General features: G+C 66.9%; 14 protein-coding genes and 2 pseudogenes. 5 read left to right on the top strand and 11 right to left on the bottom strand.

Annotation, left to right across the window (positions count from 1 at the left end; genetic code table 11):
- From IF11_RS0135550 to IF11_RS0135560, 3 genes are all read left to right on the top strand, one after another.
- On the top strand, positions 1-541 hold a 541-nt coding region (locus tag IF11_RS0135550; RefSeq protein ID WP_030355944.1), incomplete at its 5' end, for an Ig-like domain-containing protein.
- Positions 538-1,161, top strand: a complete 624-nt coding sequence (locus tag IF11_RS0135555) for an Ig-like domain-containing protein (protein ID WP_030355945.1) — start codon at positions 538-540, stop codon at positions 1,159-1,161. The genes IF11_RS0135550 and IF11_RS0135555, both read left to right, overlap by 4 nt.
- Positions 1,162-1,731: 570 nt before the next feature.
- Positions 1,732-2,763, top strand: coding sequence for a YVTN family beta-propeller repeat protein (locus tag IF11_RS0135560; RefSeq protein ID WP_169746449.1), 1,032 nt, complete (start codon positions 1,732-1,734; stop codon positions 2,761-2,763).
- 196 nt (positions 2,764-2,959) lie between these two features.
- Here IF11_RS0135560 and IF11_RS0135565 read toward each other — a convergent pair whose 3' ends face one another.
- The 5 genes from IF11_RS0135565 to IF11_RS0135585 form a co-directional block, all read right to left on the bottom strand.
- Positions 2,960-3,220: a hypothetical protein gene (locus IF11_RS0135565; protein WP_157848482.1), complete on the bottom strand. Its 261-nt coding sequence runs from the start codon at positions 3,218-3,220 to the stop codon at positions 2,960-2,962.
- Positions 3,221-3,469: 249 nt separating this feature from the next.
- A complete protein-coding gene (locus tag IF11_RS0135570) occupies positions 3,470-3,937 on the bottom strand; it encodes a cupin domain-containing protein (protein WP_030355948.1) in 468 nt (155 codons plus the stop codon).
- A 79-nt stretch (positions 3,938-4,016) separates the two neighbouring features.
- Positions 4,017-4,925 carry an alpha/beta fold hydrolase gene (locus tag IF11_RS0135575; RefSeq protein WP_051746486.1) on the bottom strand — a complete coding sequence of 303 codons (909 nt, stop codon included), beginning with the start codon at positions 4,923-4,925 and terminating at the stop codon, positions 4,017-4,019.
- Positions 4,926-5,060: 135 nt separating this feature from the next.
- Positions 5,061-5,648 carry an isochorismatase family protein gene (locus tag IF11_RS0135580; protein WP_030355950.1) on the bottom strand — a complete coding sequence of 196 codons (588 nt, stop codon included), beginning with the start codon at positions 5,646-5,648 and terminating at the stop codon, positions 5,061-5,063.
- Positions 5,649-6,536: 888 nt separating this feature from the next.
- Positions 6,537-7,595, bottom strand: a complete 1,059-nt coding sequence (locus tag IF11_RS0135585) for an ABC transporter permease (RefSeq protein ID WP_030355951.1) — start codon at positions 7,593-7,595, stop codon at positions 6,537-6,539.
- Positions 7,596-7,674: 79 nt separating this feature from the next.
- Between IF11_RS0135585 and IF11_RS0135590 the strand changes: the two genes are divergently transcribed.
- Positions 7,675-8,124, top strand: a complete 450-nt coding sequence (locus IF11_RS0135590) for a MarR family winged helix-turn-helix transcriptional regulator (protein WP_030355952.1) — start codon at positions 7,675-7,677, stop codon at positions 8,122-8,124.
- A gap of 173 nt (positions 8,125-8,297) precedes the next feature.
- Here the strand turns inward: IF11_RS0135590 and IF11_RS0135595 are convergent, their stop codons facing one another.
- From IF11_RS0135595 to IF11_RS0135615, 6 genes and pseudogenes are all read right to left on the bottom strand, one after another.
- A complete protein-coding gene (locus IF11_RS0135595) occupies positions 8,298-9,062 on the bottom strand; it encodes an SDR family NAD(P)-dependent oxidoreductase (protein ID WP_030355953.1) in 765 nt (254 codons plus the stop codon).
- Positions 9,063-9,242: 180 nt separating this feature from the next.
- Positions 9,243-10,310 (bottom strand): alkene reductase, encoded by a 1,068-nt coding sequence (locus tag IF11_RS0135600; protein WP_030355954.1) that lies wholly within the window; start codon positions 10,308-10,310, stop codon positions 9,243-9,245.
- A 351-nt stretch (positions 10,311-10,661) separates the two neighbouring features.
- A complete protein-coding gene (locus IF11_RS0135605; protein WP_051746487.1) occupies positions 10,662-11,432 on the bottom strand; it encodes an SDR family NAD(P)-dependent oxidoreductase in 771 nt (256 codons plus the stop codon).
- Positions 11,433-11,811: 379 nt separating this feature from the next.
- The gene (locus IF11_RS0135610; RefSeq protein ID WP_030355956.1) at positions 11,812-12,321 is read right to left on the bottom strand and encodes a MarR family winged helix-turn-helix transcriptional regulator; all 510 of its coding nucleotides are present in this window, start codon (positions 12,319-12,321) and stop codon (positions 11,812-11,814) included.
- A gap of 128 nt (positions 12,322-12,449) precedes the next feature.
- Positions 12,450-12,655 (bottom strand): annotated as a pseudogene (locus IF11_RS40600) (IS110 family transposase); the annotation flags it as partial.
- Between the two features lie 496 nt (positions 12,656-13,151).
- Positions 13,152-13,577: a hypothetical protein gene (locus IF11_RS0135615; RefSeq protein WP_030355957.1), complete on the bottom strand. Its 426-nt coding sequence runs from the start codon at positions 13,575-13,577 to the stop codon at positions 13,152-13,154.
- Positions 13,578-14,041: 464 nt separating this feature from the next.
- Here IF11_RS0135615 and IF11_RS41755 point away from each other — a divergent pair.
- Positions 14,042-14,224, top strand: a pseudogene (locus tag IF11_RS41755) (hypothetical protein); the annotation flags it as partial.

Raw genomic sequence — 14,224 nt, forward strand, 5'->3', positions numbered from 1 at the left:
CGACGGCGCCACCCTCCTCGGCACAGCAACCCTCAGCGGCGGAGTCGCCACGTTCAACGTCTCCACCCTCAGCGTCGGATCCCACTCCCTCACCGCCGTCTACAACGGCAGCAGCAACTTCACCGGTTCGACGTCGCCCGTGGACATCCAGACGGTCACCCAAGCCGCCACCACCACGATGTTGACCTCGGCTCCCGACCCCTCCGTCTTCGGACAGCCCAAAACCCTCACCGCCACCGTCACCGCCGTACCCCCCGGGGCAGGAACTCCGACGGGCACAGTCAGCTTCTTCGACGGCGCCACCCTCCTCGGCACAGCAACCCTGACCGGCGGAGTCACCACCTCCCCCGACCCCTCCGTCTTCGGACAACCCAAAACCCTCACCGCCACCGTCACCCCCGTACCACCAGGAGCAGGCACGCCGACCGGAACCGTCAGCTTCTTCGACGGCGCCACCCTCCTCGGCACAGCAACCCTCAGCGGCGGAGTCGCCACGTTCAACGTCTCCACCCTCAGCCACCCATCGACACCCAGACGGTGAACAAGGCCGCCACCACCACGGCCCTCACCTCGGCACCCAACCCGTCCACCTTCGGTCAGCCTGTCACGCTGACCGCGACCGTCGCCGCGGTGCCACCCGGGGCCGGGACGCCGACCGGGACCGTCAGCTTCTTCGACGGCGCCACCCTCCTCGGCACAGCAACCCTCAGCGGCGGAGTCACCACCCTCACCACCACCACCCTCAGCATCGGGTCCCACTCCCTCACCGCCGTCTACAACGGTGACGCGAGCTTCAACACCTCTACCTCACCCATCGTCACCCAGACGGTGACGAGCGCAGCCCCCGCGCCCACCAACCTGACGGCCACATCGGCCACCGCCACCATCGGAACCGACAGGCTGGCCCACATCCCCAGGCTTTCGGCGACGCTCACCGTGCTGAGCTCCGGAACCCCGGTACCCGGCCAGACGATCACCTTCAAGGTGGGCACCACGATTGTCGGCACCGCCGTCACGAACAGCAGTGGTGTGGCTCAGCTCAACAACGCCACGGTTGATCCGCAGACAATCATCCGCGCGGGCAGTCGTTACACGGCGAACTTCGCCGGGACTTCAGCCTTCGCGGCGTCCACCGCGACAGCCACTCTCGTTCTCGCCTGACCAACCGATCTGGAGAAGTCGACGCACCCGGTCCGGTATCCGCGTAAACCCTTTACGCGGATACCGGACTCTTGCGTGGCCAGGGCCTGTTTCCGACGCGCTGTGGGAACCGGCCCGAAGAGCATTGCAGCTATGTAGCGCCCAGCTGTTGATGGCCGTTCAGATTGTCTACGTCACGAGAACCCCACACGCGGCCATACGTGGCGAGCCTCTGTGCTCCACGTGGGTCAGCCGATGCGGGAATTCCGGGCGCGTCGCCCCATCCGACGATGCGTCGCCCCATCTGACGACTCCTCCTGCGGCCGTTGACCCGAAATCGGCCCTGCTCGTCCAGTCGATCTCCTGTGGCACGACTCATAAGCGCACCGCAAGATCTTTACTGTCGGACCGCTCAAGTGTCGCGAGGCCGCCTCGGCCTCGCAGAATCCTTGTTCTCGCTCCATCGGTGAGCCACAGCCTGTCAGGAGAGTTATGTCTTCCACCCATGAAATGCCAAGGGAAAGCTCGGTGTCGGGCCGTGGATCTCCGAAGCCGTACAGCAGACGGCGCCGGGGGTGGGCCATCGGACTCGTGGTCGCGCTGTTCGCGGGCATTCTGCCGGCTGCTACCGCACAGGCTTCGACAAGCCATCCTTCGGTCCGCACGCCGACAGGGGGAGACGGAGAGGGCGCGGGATCCTCGAACGAAGAGGGAGCAGAATCCTCGAACGGGTCGGCAGGAGGCCGCCATCGTGCCTACGTGGTCAACCAGGGTTCCAACACGGTGTCCGTCATCAACACGAAAACCAGCAGAGCGACTGGCACCATCCCGGTCGGCACCACCCCGTTCGGGATCGCCCTCGACAGCAGACACGATCACGCCTACGTGACCAATCATGATTCGAACACGGTGTCCGTCATCAACACGAAAACCAACAAGGTGACCGGCGCTGTGCCGGTCGGCACGGGTCCCTTCGGTATCGCGGTGGACGACAAGCGCAGGCGCGCGTACGTGGCCAACGAAACTTCCGGCACGGTATCGGTGATCAACACGTTCACCAAGAGGGTGATCGGCACCGTGACCGTCGGCGGCAGCCCGTTCGGAATCGATGTGGACAGAAGCCGGGGCCGCGCGTACGTCACCAACATCGCCTCCGACAACGTGTCCGTCATCAACACCGCCACCAACCAGGTGACCGCCACCATCTCGGTCGGAAACGCTCCGGTCGGGGTGGCTGTGGATCAGAACCGCCACCGCGCGTATGTGACCAATCAGGGGTCGAACACGGTGTCCGTGATCAACACGGCCAACAACACGCTGACCTCTTCCATTCCTGTTGGTAGTTCCCCGTTCGGCATCGCGCTCTGTTCATGGTACGGCCGGGCCTACGTGGCCAATCAGGGTGCGGACACGGTGTCGGTGATCAAGACGGCGAACAACACCGTTCCGACCTCAACCCCGGTCGGCAATGCCCCAACCGGAGTGGCCATCGACTCCCACCGCGGCCGCGTCTATGTGACCAACCTCCTCTCTGACAATGTGTCGGTCATCAACACCGCCACCAACCGCGTATCGGCCACGATCCGAGTGGGCTCCAACCCATCCGGAGTAGCCATCCTCTAAGTACCGCAACCGCGTCTGCTGTGACGTCATGTGCGACTGGGACGTCGGCGAGGTGCTCGATGACATGCGGGAGTGTGTGATCGAGCACCTGGCGGCACCAGTACCCCCGCCGAACGAGGGAACAGCACGCCAATGGCGTAACTGCGGAAAACGTCGCTCGTTTCCCGAGAAGAATGCCCCATTCGGCTGAGTAGATTCACTTCTCATGGGAGGTCCCGGTGTCTTTCACAAAGAAGATCCCGTTCGCCGTAGTTGCTGTCGGCAGTTTGATGATGGCAGGGGCGGGTGTGGCGTGCGCGGACAATAACGCCACGGCTATCAGCTTCCAGAACCCCGGACTGCTGTCAGGGTTCAACGCTCCCAGCGTCCTGTCCGAGCCACTGAACAATTGCAGCAACAACACCCCGGCCGGCGCCAGCGTGCTCTCGGGGACCAGCGGGAATGCCTGCTTGAACAAATAGCGCAGCCTCCACAAGGAGAGCGGCACGGAAGCAGACGTCCATCGCGCGCGGCCAGGCCCGAACGCGGGGAGAGGAAATTCTCGACCCCGTGTTCGGGTTTTCTGTCCGTGGTGAAGCCCCGGGGGACACGGGACTCGGCTTGTGGAACCCGACTCAGTCGTCCGACGGGCCGTTCCCGGGGTCTGCAACTCGCTGTCCAGGATGTCGAAGAGTTCATCCGCCGTCACCGAACTCAAAGCGGCTCGTCACCGCGGCGGCCCCAGGATGATCTGTCCGTACTGTTCGGCGGACTCGGCCAGCCTCTCGGGCGTGATAGCGAAGTCCTTGGGCCGAGGGGTGGTGACATCGTGGCCGGCCTGCCGGAACATTCCCTCGATGCCACCGGGGGTGGTGATCATCAGGAGGTCGGCGGTGTCCGAGGTGATGCGGTAGCCGTGCGGAATGTTCTTGGGCAGGTAGACGATGCCGCCCTCTGACAGCTCCATCCGCTCCTCGCCGAGCCAGAGCAACGCCTCGCCCTTGATGAGCATGAAGATCTCATCTTCGCGGGTGTGCATGTGGAAGGGCGGCGCCTCCCCTTTGGCGACATCGAATCTCCCCACGGTGAGCTGACCCTCCGTGGCCTGGCTGTCGAGGAGGACGGAGAACGTGCCGCCGTCGAGCCATTCGAGCGTCTGCTGTTGTTCGGGCTGGGCCAGGAATGCCGTGGACACGGTGCAAGCCTTTGTTGTCTCGGCCACCCATGACGGTGGCCTACGGGGATGTGGATGGGGTCGGTGCGTTCGCTCGGGCCTACGCCAGGAACGGGGTGAGCACGGCGAGGAGGTCTTCGGGGAGCTCGTCGGGGATGTAGTGACCGCTGCCGGCGATCACCGCTTCCTCCACGTCGGGCACGACGGGGCGCAGGGTCTGCGCCAGGTAGCTCCCGACGCTGTACTCACCGCCGACGGCCAGTGCGGGCATCGTCAGGACACCGCCGGCCTCACCCCAGGCCCGGTTGTCCCGGCCGTCCTGAAGCAGCGTGCGGTAGTGCTCGAAGCCGCCGCGCAGGGCGTCCCGGCCGCGCAGGGACGTGGCGATGGTGTCGACCTCCTCCGGCGGGAAGGCCTTGGGGTTGGCCGCCATCTTCGCGAACCACCAGGTCAGGAAGGCCTTTTCGTTGCCGTGGAACAGCAGTTCCGGCGCCTCGGGGGTCATGAAGAGCCCGAAGTGGAAGAGGCCGCCCGACGCCGGGTCCATGATCTCCTCCAGGCCGTACCCGGGGACGGCCAGGTCCACCAGGGCCAGCTTGTGCACCTTCTCGGGGTACAGGCGGGCGTAGGAGAAGGCGACCATGCCGCCGATGTCATGCCCGACCATGCGGACCGGACCGGTCAGTCCCAGGGCCTGGAGCAGCTCGTGCACGTCGCGTGCCTGGTTGTCCTTGTCGTAGCCGGCCTCCGTGACCGCCGAACCACCCGTACCGCGCAGGTCGGGAGCGACGACGGTGTACCCCAGGTCGGCGAGGGGCCGCAGCATGTACCGCCACTCACGCCACGTCTGCGGCCAGCCGTGCAGCAGCACGACGGGCTCGCCCGCGCCGCCCACGACGCTGTGTATCAGCGTGCCGTTCACCTCTCGGACGACCTGTGTGAAGCCCTCGGGGAGGTCGTCGTCGAAGGCCGGCTCGTTCGGGGTCGGGGTCTGCGGGGTGGTGCTCATCACTTCTTCTTTCCGATGGGTTCCGATGCCGCAGGCGCTGAGGCCGGCGTGGGGTGCTGGGCGGGCGAGGTCGCGAGGCGGGGTGCGGGCTTGGCTTCGGCCCCGCACCCCGCCTGGCCGTTTCGTCGGGCTGGTTCAGCTCTGAGGGAGGAGTTCCATGAGGATGTTGATGATCTTGCTGCCGTTTTCGGTGGTCCAGTTCTGGGCGAGTTCGGCGAGGAGCTGGTTGGTGGTGGTGATGGTGGCGCCGGCCTTGTCCATGCGGCGGATGGAGATGTCGTCGGCGATCTTGGAGGGGGAGCCGCCGGCGTCGGCGACGACCTGGACCTGGTTGCCGGCGGCGAGGGCGGTGAGCGTGGGGTAGACGGTGCAGACGTCATTGGTGACGCCGGCGATGATGAGGTTGGTGCGGCCGGTGGCCTTGACGGCGGCGGCGAAGTGTTCGTCGTCGAAGGCGTTGACGACGCCCTGGCGCTGGACGCGGGCGGCGAACTCCTCGGGCGCGATGTCCTTCAGCTCTGAGAGCAGGGGGCCCTGGGCGTATTCCTCCATGGAGGAGGTCAGGACCAGGGGGATGTTCAGGGCCTTGGCGGCCTTGGCGAGGCCGAGGGCGTTGGCCTTCATCTCGTCGAAGGAGATGGAGGTGACCCAGCCCATGGTGCCGACCTGGTGGTCGATCAGGAGCATCGCGGTGTTGTCGGCGGTGAACGGCTGAGCGGACATGAGAAGACCTCTTCCGGGGGTGTGGGGTGCTGGATGCGGATCGGTTGGCGGTTCCGGCGATCGGTGGTCCCGGCGATCCCGGCGATCGATGCGTTTATTGGCCGACCAATCTTTAGTCGTCAGCGTACGCCATCGCGGAGCTATTCCCCAGCGGATCCACAAGTCGGTTCCGATCTCACCAGGCATCACCGCGCCTCCCCGGCCACCCAGCCACCGTGCGCTTCACACCCGGCCCACGCATCACGGAGAGGCCGGCCCGTCATGGGATCGGAACTCTCCCCACGGGACCCCGTCCGGGCCCTGCAACGAATCGCCACACGGATTTGATGCGATCCATCACCTACAGCACGGCGCGCGGCCGAGCGGCCCGGCCCCCGGAAGGCGACTGGAAGGCAACTGGAACCCTGTCACCGACAGCCTCCCCGCAGCCGGGGCGAGGGCGCCAAATATGGTCGGCCAATGTAATGGCGGACGGGACTTGCTCGCCGACTGGGCTGCCGGGAAGGCGACTGTCCATGAGGAGGCCCGAGAGAAGAGACAGGAGTCCACCGGTCCGCGGAGGACAGCCCATCGTGGGCGCTCGGGCCGCCGGCCCCAGGCCTTCACCGGCTCCGGTGGGCTGCCGACGCCCCTTCGACTCCGAGGACGGTCGCAAGTGCGGGGACTTCGCGCGGGAGAACAGAACACGCAGAAGACGGAAGGCGCCGATAAGCACTTCAACGCCCACCGACGGATGCGACAGCTGACCCGGGCGAAGTACTCGCCCAAGTCAGCCGTCGCGTCCGCTGGGACTCGCTCTTCGCCCCCATCCCCCCATGCGGGTGAAAACGCTACGCGACCACGATCCGCGGGCAAGCCGATCTCGACCGCCCGCCTGGTATGCCTATGTCAGACCGCCGCAGGCTGCGGCTCGACCTTCTCCGCCACGGCGTTGGGAGCCTCACGCCGGAACACGTCCTTCAGGTAGAGCACCAGGGCGGCGCCGAGCACCCACAGCGGGAGAATCACCAGGGCGCGGGACAGACCGTCATCCTGGAACCGGGACAGCCCCTGCATCGCGCGGACACCCACACCGACCGGCAGGATCTCCGACAGCGGGCGCAGCCAGGCGGGGAGGTAGGCGGCGGGCATGATGCCGCCGCTGCTGCTGTTGCCGAGGATCAGCAGCAGGATCGAGGCGAGGCTGACGCCTGCGGAGCCGAACAGTCGCAACAGCACCATGGTCGTTGCGCCGACCGCGGCGCCCATCAGCGCGACGACGACGGCGAGGGGCAGGAAGGCGCCGGGCAGCGCGTCGAAACCCGCACTTCCCGCGATGGCGGTGACCAGGATGCCGCCGACGATGCCGAACAGGCCCAGGCTGGCCATGCGCCAGCGGTACTGGAGCCGGGGTGCGAGCTGGTAGGTCGTCATGCCGAACAGATATCCGGCCAGCACCAGACCGAACGCCGCGTAGAACACGGAGAGGCCCCTGGTGTCCCCCGCTGCCGCCGGGGCCACGTCTTCGACGGAGAGGTCATGGTGCTCCGCGTGAGCCACGGAGCCGAAAGCAGTGGTCATGGTCGCGGTGACGGCGGCTCCGTTGGCGCTGCCGTAGAGCAGGTGCCCCTTGCCGACGTAGGCCGCGTACACGGACCTGTCCTGGACAGCCTGCCGGGCGGCTGCTTTGTCGGGGTAGGTCTCAAGGCTGAAGCCGCCCGGGATGGCACGGGCGAGGTCCTTGCGCAGGTACGCCTGCTGCGTGCCGACCTCCGTCGTGCCCACGCGGAGTCCATGAGGGCGCGGCGCGTGGAAGGCGGCGAGATACACGCTCACGAACACGGTGCCGATCAGCAGGACGACCGCTACGGGGAGCAGGACGGCACGCGGGGTCCCGGGGCGTGGAGGCGCGTGGGCCACGTCCAGGGCGTGCTTGTGAGGCTGTCGGGTGGCGACTCGCAGGGGCATCGAAGTGGTTCCTAGATTAGAAGGCAGCTGATAATGTTTATACATCATAATCAGTTGGCTTATAAAGGGGTCCCACCTCGTGAACCATCCCGACCGGCGCACGGGCTATGCGGCCTGGCAGATCGGCCAGATCATGGCGTCCCGGATCGAGCGCACCCTGCGCCCCTTCCAGCTGACCCTTGCCCAGCACAACGCCCTGATCCAGGCCGCCTTCGACCCGGGCGTCTCCAGCGCGACCGCCGCGCGCCGGGCGGCGATCACCCCCCAGTCCATGGGAACCGCCGTCAACGGGCTGGTCGAGCGGGGGCTCCTGGAACGGCGGACCACCCCCGGCGACAGACGTACGCATCGACTGCACGCCACAGAGGCGGGTCTGCGGCTCGCAGCGGAGGCCGGAAAAGCGGTGGAGGCCACCCACGCCGAAGCCCTGCAGGCGCTGACGCCGAGGGAGCAGGAGCAGGCCCACTCACTGCTGCTGAAACTGTTGGCGTCACTGAACCCCTCGGCCGTGGACGACGGGACGCCATGACGGCACGCCATGAGGAGTTCGCGGGCCGAGGGGACCGTCGGCGGCGGGCACAGGCCCGGCGCCGTACACGTGCGCACGGCAGGCGACGGAGCGGACGTACGTCGGCCCTTCCGCCGGCTGCTGCACAGCCCGGTGGGGCGATGCCGTTCATGCGTGGCTCGCCCAGGGCCTGTCTAGAAGAAGCCGCCGTCCACCTCGATGGTCCGGCCGGTGATGTACGAGGCGTCGTCCGACACGAGGAAGGCGGTGACGGCCGCGATCTCCTCCGGGCGGGCCAGGCGGCCCAGGGCGCCGTGCATCTTCTCCCAGGCATCCATCGAGGCGTCGAGCAGCGGGTGCTTGTAGCTGAGGGCGTGGGTGTCCGCCATGTCCGTGGCGGTTCCGCCCGGGGCGACGGCGTTGATCGTGATGCCGCGCGCACCGAGCTCCGGTGACAGGTTGAGCACCATGCTGTTCACCGCGCCCTTACTGGCGGCGTACAGCGTGTGGTAGAAGATCGCCCGGGTGGCGCTGACCGACGAGGTGAGCACGATACGTCCGCCGTCGGGGAGGTGACGAGCCGCATGCTGGACGGCGAAGAGCTGGCCACGGGTATTGACGGAGAAGACCCGGTCGAAGTCCTCCGGCGTGATCTCGTCGAGGCGGCCGAAGTGTTCGATCCCGGCGTTGCTCACCAGGATGTCCAGCTTGCCGTAGTGCTCGACGACCTGGTCGACGAGGCGTCCGGTCTGCTCCGGGTCGGAGACGTCCGCCTGGAGTGCGATCGCGTCGGTGCCGTTCTTCTTGAGCTCCGCGACCAGTTGTTCGGCGTGTGCCGCGCTGCTGCGGTAGTTGATCGCGACCGTCGCTCCGTCCTGCGCGAGGCGTTCGGCGACGGCTTTGCCGATGCCGCGACCGGCTCCGGTGACGAGGGCTACTTTGCCAGTGACTTTTCCCATGGAATATTCCACTCCGTCTGGTGTGGGGGGTAATGGGCGGGGAGGGCGGAGCGGACGCCTGCGTGCCCGCTCCATGGCGGCCCGAGGTGATACGGCCGCATCCCTGCCATACCGCCTCGGAGCCGTTGAGGTCATCGCGCTGAACGGCCCGGATCGCGTTCCGAGTTCGGCGCGCGGCGTCTAGTCGAGCGTCGGGTAGTCCGTGTAGCCGCGCTCATCTCCACCGTAGAACGTCGCGGGGTCGGGCGTAGCGAACGGGCCGCCCTGCTGGAGTCGGCGCGGCAGGTCCGGGTTGGAGATGAAGAGCGCGCCGAACGACACCGCGTCGGTGGTGCCGTCCTCGACCAGGCCCAGCGCGTCGAGGCCGGTGGGGTTCGGGTGGGTGAAGGGGTTCAGGATGAACGTGCCCTGCCACTGCTTGCGCAGTTGGAGGGTCAGCTCGCGGTCCGGGCCCTCCATGAGGTGGACGTAGGCCAGGCCGAGCGGGGAGAGCGCGGTCAGCAGCTCGCCGTAGAGGCCGGGCAGGTCGCTCTCGACGATGTCGTTGAAGGGGTTTCCGGGCGAGATGCGGAAGCCGACGCGGTGGGCACCGATCGCCTCGGTCACCGCCTTGGCAACCTCCACGCCGAAGCGAATACGGCCCTGGGTCGTGCCGCCCCACTCGTCCGTACGGAGGTTGGCGTTGTCGGAGAGGAACTGCTGGATCAGGTAGCCGTTGGCGCCGTGGATCTCGACCCCGTCGAAGCCCGCGGCGATCGCGTTGCGGGCGGCGGAGACGAAGTCGGCGGTCGTCTGCTCGATCTCGGCCGGCGTGAGTTCCTTCGGGGTGACGCAGGGCTGCAGGCCCTCGGCGGTGAAGACCTTGGTGTCCGCGGCCACTGCCGAGGGAGCCACGGAGATCAGGCCGTCGGGCAGCAGGCTGGGGTGGCCGATGCGGCCGGTGTGCATGAGCTGGGCGAAGATCACGCCGTCCTTCGCGTGCACGGCGTCGGTCACCCGACGCCAGGCCTCCACCTGGGCGTCGCTGTGCAGGCCGGGGGTGCTGGGGTAGCCCTGCCCCACCACGCTGGGCTGGATGCCTTCGGAGACGATCAGGCCCGCCGTCGCCCGCTGAGCGTAGTAAACGGCCGTCGCCTCGGTCGGGGCCTGGCCGGGGCCGTGGGCGCGGCTGCGCGTCATCGGCGACATCACGACGCGGTTGTTCAGGGGCACGCCCGCGAGGCTGAGCGGATCAAATGCGGTGGTCACGAGACTCTCCATAACATGGTCGGCCAATCTATCTCTCCCCACTATACATTGGTCGACCAAGGAAACGGTTTGGGGTGATGCACGATGTACCCACACCCCCGCATGGGACGAAGCCCCCTGCCATCCTGCGGAGCGTCAACCACCGTAAGCAGCAAGGGGCTTCGACGGACACCGACCTCGTGCCACCGACGTCCCGCCCGACACCCTCCTTCACCGGAGAGCTTAATTTGCCGCCCAAAGGAGGGGAACAGGCGACTCCCGACAAGCGCCGGCCTCGGACGCCGACCTCGTGGGACCGTGCCGTACCCGTGAGCACCGCGTCGGCCACCGAGGTCGTCCGCCCTGCCGTGATTACGACCGGATGAGCCCGCCGTCGACGAAGAGCGTCTGACCGGTGATGAACGCGGCGTCGTCGGACACGAGGAACGACAGCATGCCTGTGAGGTCCTCGGGGACCTGCAGCCTCCGGATGGCCTGCAGCCGCGGGACCGTCGCGAACAGATCCTCCGGCCCGGCCTCTGTCGTCGCCGTCCGCACCATGCTCGGAGCGATGGCGTTGACGGTGATGCCCGCGTCGGCCAGGTCGGTGGCCAGCCCCCGGGTGAAGCCGATCGCGGCCATCTTGCTCGCCACATAGTGCGAGAAGCCCGGGATGACCATGGCGACGGAGTTCGACGTCATGTTGACGATCCGGCCCCAGCCCCGCTCACGCATGCCCGGCGAGAACGCCTTCGCCGTGTGGAACAGGGCGTCGACGTTGAGGGTGAACACCGCACGCCACTGTTCGAACGTGATCGAATCGAACGGCTGGTTGGGATAGATGCCCGCATTGTTGACCAGGATGTCGACCCCCCCGAACTGCTCAGCGATCTCCTCCTGAGCAGCCACCACGCTGGCAGGATCGGTGAGATCGGCCTGCACGGCGATCGCCCGGCCACCCGCGTCGTGAATCTCCTTCACGACCGCGGTGCCGTCGGCCCGGTCCAGCACCGCGACGGCGGCGCCCTCGGCAGCCAGCCGGAGGGCGTAAGCCCGGCCGATCCCGGCGGCAGCACCCGTGATGACCGCGGTCCGGCCTTCGTGTCGCCCGGCCGTCGGGCGGTCGTTGATCAGTTCAGACATGGTGACTCCTTGGTGAAGTGGTCGGGCCGTGGCGCCCTCGGCGACGCGGCGCACGGTGTCGCGGCTCACGCCTCACGGGCCCGCGGATCACAAGTCGCGGATCGCGGGTCACAGATCGCGGGTCGCGAGCACGGCGTTCAGGCAGTCGGTACCCACAGCCTCAACTTGATCAAGTCCATGGTCGACCAACTAATTACTTACGACTATACATTGGTCGACCAAGGAAACTATTGAGGGGTACGGCCATGCCCCGGCTTCGACGTCGACCTGGCCAAGGTCCAGGTCGGGCAGTCGACGGAAGGCAACGAGAAGCACCGCGCCCACCAGGGCGCGACATCATGCGCGCCGGGGCGTCGGCCCCAAGAGCACCGGACCGGCGTCAGGCGGTGGTGGTGTCGGCGGCGCCGGCGATGGGCGGCGGGGTCGTGAGGTTCGCCTCGATCCGAGCCAGTACCTGCATGGCCTGCTGGTACTCCGCTTCGGTGAAGCCGACCGCGGTAACCTGCTCCAGGTCGCACCATGCCTGCCTGACCTGATCACTCAATGCCTGACCCGCGCGGGTGGCGCTCACGACGATGGCCCGGCGGTCGTTCGGGGAGGGCTTACGAGTGACGAAGCCGGACTGTTCCAGGCGCTGGAGCATCTTGGTGACGGTCGACGGATCCAGGCCGAGTGTCTTGATCAGGTCCGTCTGGCGCTGCTCCCCGCGCTCCCACAGCTGCATCATCAACAGTTCCTGGCCCGGATACAGGCCGGTGTTGCGCAGCAGACTACCGGCCAAGATCCGGTGCACACGGGCCGCGCGGAAGAGGGCCTCGCTCAGCGGAGCGCCGGCGACGGTCGGTACCGCATCGTCTTTCCCCTCCATCGAATCGGATTCCCTCGGCATGACTGTCGGTCCCCCTTGGAGATGGGTCAGGTCCCCGGCTGGACAGCCGGGGAATCATCTCACCCATCATTGCATTGGTCAGCCAACAGAATACCGTGGGCTTGAGCACCGGCGGCTGTGTACGCCGACATACGGGCCTGGTCTGCGACGGCGGCTGCGCCCTTGGCGTCGGTCTTGCCTTCACCGCGGTAGGGCCAGGACATCAGCGAGGGGTTTGAGGAGTTCGGGTTCGTCGTTGGTGACGCGTCGGGAGAGCAGCCGACGGCCGCTTCGTCGATCACGACGCAGTGGTGTTGGGACTTCCTGCGTCGATGCCGGCCCAAATCGCGGCCATGTGGTGCCTCCGTGGGGTGTGGTGCTGGTGCCTCCCGACGGACGACCTCGCTGTTGATTCCCTATGGAGCGATCATTCGCAATTCCTAATTGGCAGCCGAGTCGTCGTGGGACGCTGGGCGGCCAATCGATGCCAGCCACAAGCGCCAGAAGGTTGAAAGCAACATCCGACGTCCCTGGGTGGGCCAACCATACGAAGGGCTCGCCCGGTCCCGAGGAAGAACGTAGGGAAGGTTGAGCACCGACCGGTGGAGCAAGGGTAAGTTTTCGGGGCCCTGAAGCTGCTCATCGCAGTGGACTTGCGCCGCAGGTGGCTGTCGCAAGTGGTGGTCTCCGCCCTGCCCACATGAGGGGGGAGCCTGGTTGATTGCGCTGATTCAACGCACCATCCAACCATCGGTGACCGGGCGTTGGCTCCTGAGCAGGAGGTGTGCGCGGCGGGTGAGCGGTACGAGTAAGCGGAGGATCGTCCCGTTGCACCGGGACCGTGACAGGGATCAGGGGCGCCCGTAGCGCTTGCACAGCAGGTAGGTGACCGGGCCGTTTGTCGCACCGTCATCGAGGCAGACTCGCACGAAGGCCGCACCACCGGGAACGTCTGCATCGACGGGGATACTGAATGTGTCGCTCTTGCCGCACACGTTGTAGAGGCTGTAGTCCTTTCTCAGTTCGTTGCCGGCGCTGTCGAGGGTGAACGCCGTGGTGCCCCGGCAGCTTGCCGGGTCGACCGACTTGTGTTCACCCGCCACGGTGACCGACCGGTTGTACCAGGTGATCGTGCCCCTCGTGTATGTGTTCCCGAAGGTGACGTCGAATTCGCTGGTCGGATAGGCGGAGGTCTGGGCGGTGGCCGCGGGCGCGCCCAGGAGCGTGCCCGTGGTCAGTGCGACGGCGCTGAGTACAGCGGCGAGGTGAGTGCGCATGAGGTCCCCCGGAAGTTGAGCCTGTCACGGCTGCCGGTTTAAGCGCCTATAGTCTCCGGGTTCACATCGGCTGCGTCCATAGGACCGATCACCCCGGCGACTCATACGCGGCACGGACACGCGCCCGATCCAACCTTTCCGGGAAGTGAGACTCGCCCATGCTCGGCGAGAAGGGACTGCTCTGATCAGTCCGTTCGACCTTCTACGAGGAGGTATGCCGCAGCGCTGCGAGATGGACCAGTCGAACTGGCGGAGCTGGCTGCGTACTTCCGGGTAATGCATTGAGGTCTCTGGCCAGGCGGGGATGTGTTGGTTGCAGACCGAGGATGTCAGGGACCGGGTCGGCCATGCCCGTCGGCGGCTGGGCCCTCAACTGGGTCCGCGGGCCCTGCGTTTGGGCCCGGGCCCATCCTTAGGCTGCTGTCGCTTGGGGGAACGGGTGGTGATGTCGGCGAGGAGAACAGATGAAGGGCTCCGGCAGGTTCCAGATATGGCATGGGCATGATGAGGGACGGAGTAGCCGGCGGCTTGGTGGGCTTGGAGACAGAGGGCAGAGCGGGGCCGAGTACGCCGCGATGGTCGGCGTCGTCTCGCTGGTCGTGGCGGCGATCGTCGGTCTGAGCGTGCCCGCCGACGAGGCGACCGGG

Origin of the sequence: Streptomyces scopuliridis RB72, from assembly GCF_000718095.1 — a bacterium.
Taxonomy (GTDB): domain Bacteria; phylum Actinomycetota; class Actinomycetes; order Streptomycetales; family Streptomycetaceae; genus Streptomyces; species Streptomyces scopuliridis.

What these genes read in the sequence shown, in the direction of transcription:
- IF11_RS0135595 (WP_030355953.1), bottom strand. Translation starts at nt 9,062, where the DNA reads ATGGGAAAAGTCACTGGCAAAGTAGCCCTCGTCACCGGAGCCGGTCGC.
- IF11_RS0135615 (WP_030355957.1), bottom strand. Translation starts at nt 13,577, where the DNA reads ATGCGCACTCACCTCGCCGCTGTACTCAGCGCCGTCGCACTGACCACG.
- IF11_RS0135610 (WP_030355956.1), bottom strand. Translation starts at nt 12,321, where the DNA reads ATGCCGAGGGAATCCGATTCGATGGAGGGGAAAGACGATGCGGTACCG.
- IF11_RS0135605 (WP_051746487.1), bottom strand. Translation starts at nt 11,432, where the DNA reads ATGTCTGAACTGATCAACGACCGCCCGACGGCCGGGCGACACGAAGGC.
- IF11_RS0135580 (WP_030355950.1), bottom strand. Translation starts at nt 5,648, where the DNA reads ATGTCCGCTCAGCCGTTCACCGCCGACAACACCGCGATGCTCCTGATC.
- IF11_RS0135575 (WP_051746486.1), bottom strand. Translation starts at nt 4,925, where the DNA reads ATGAGCACCACCCCGCAGACCCCGACCCCGAACGAGCCGGCCTTCGAC.
- IF11_RS0135585 (WP_030355951.1), bottom strand. Translation starts at nt 7,595, where the DNA reads ATGCCCCTGCGAGTCGCCACCCGACAGCCTCACAAGCACGCCCTGGAC.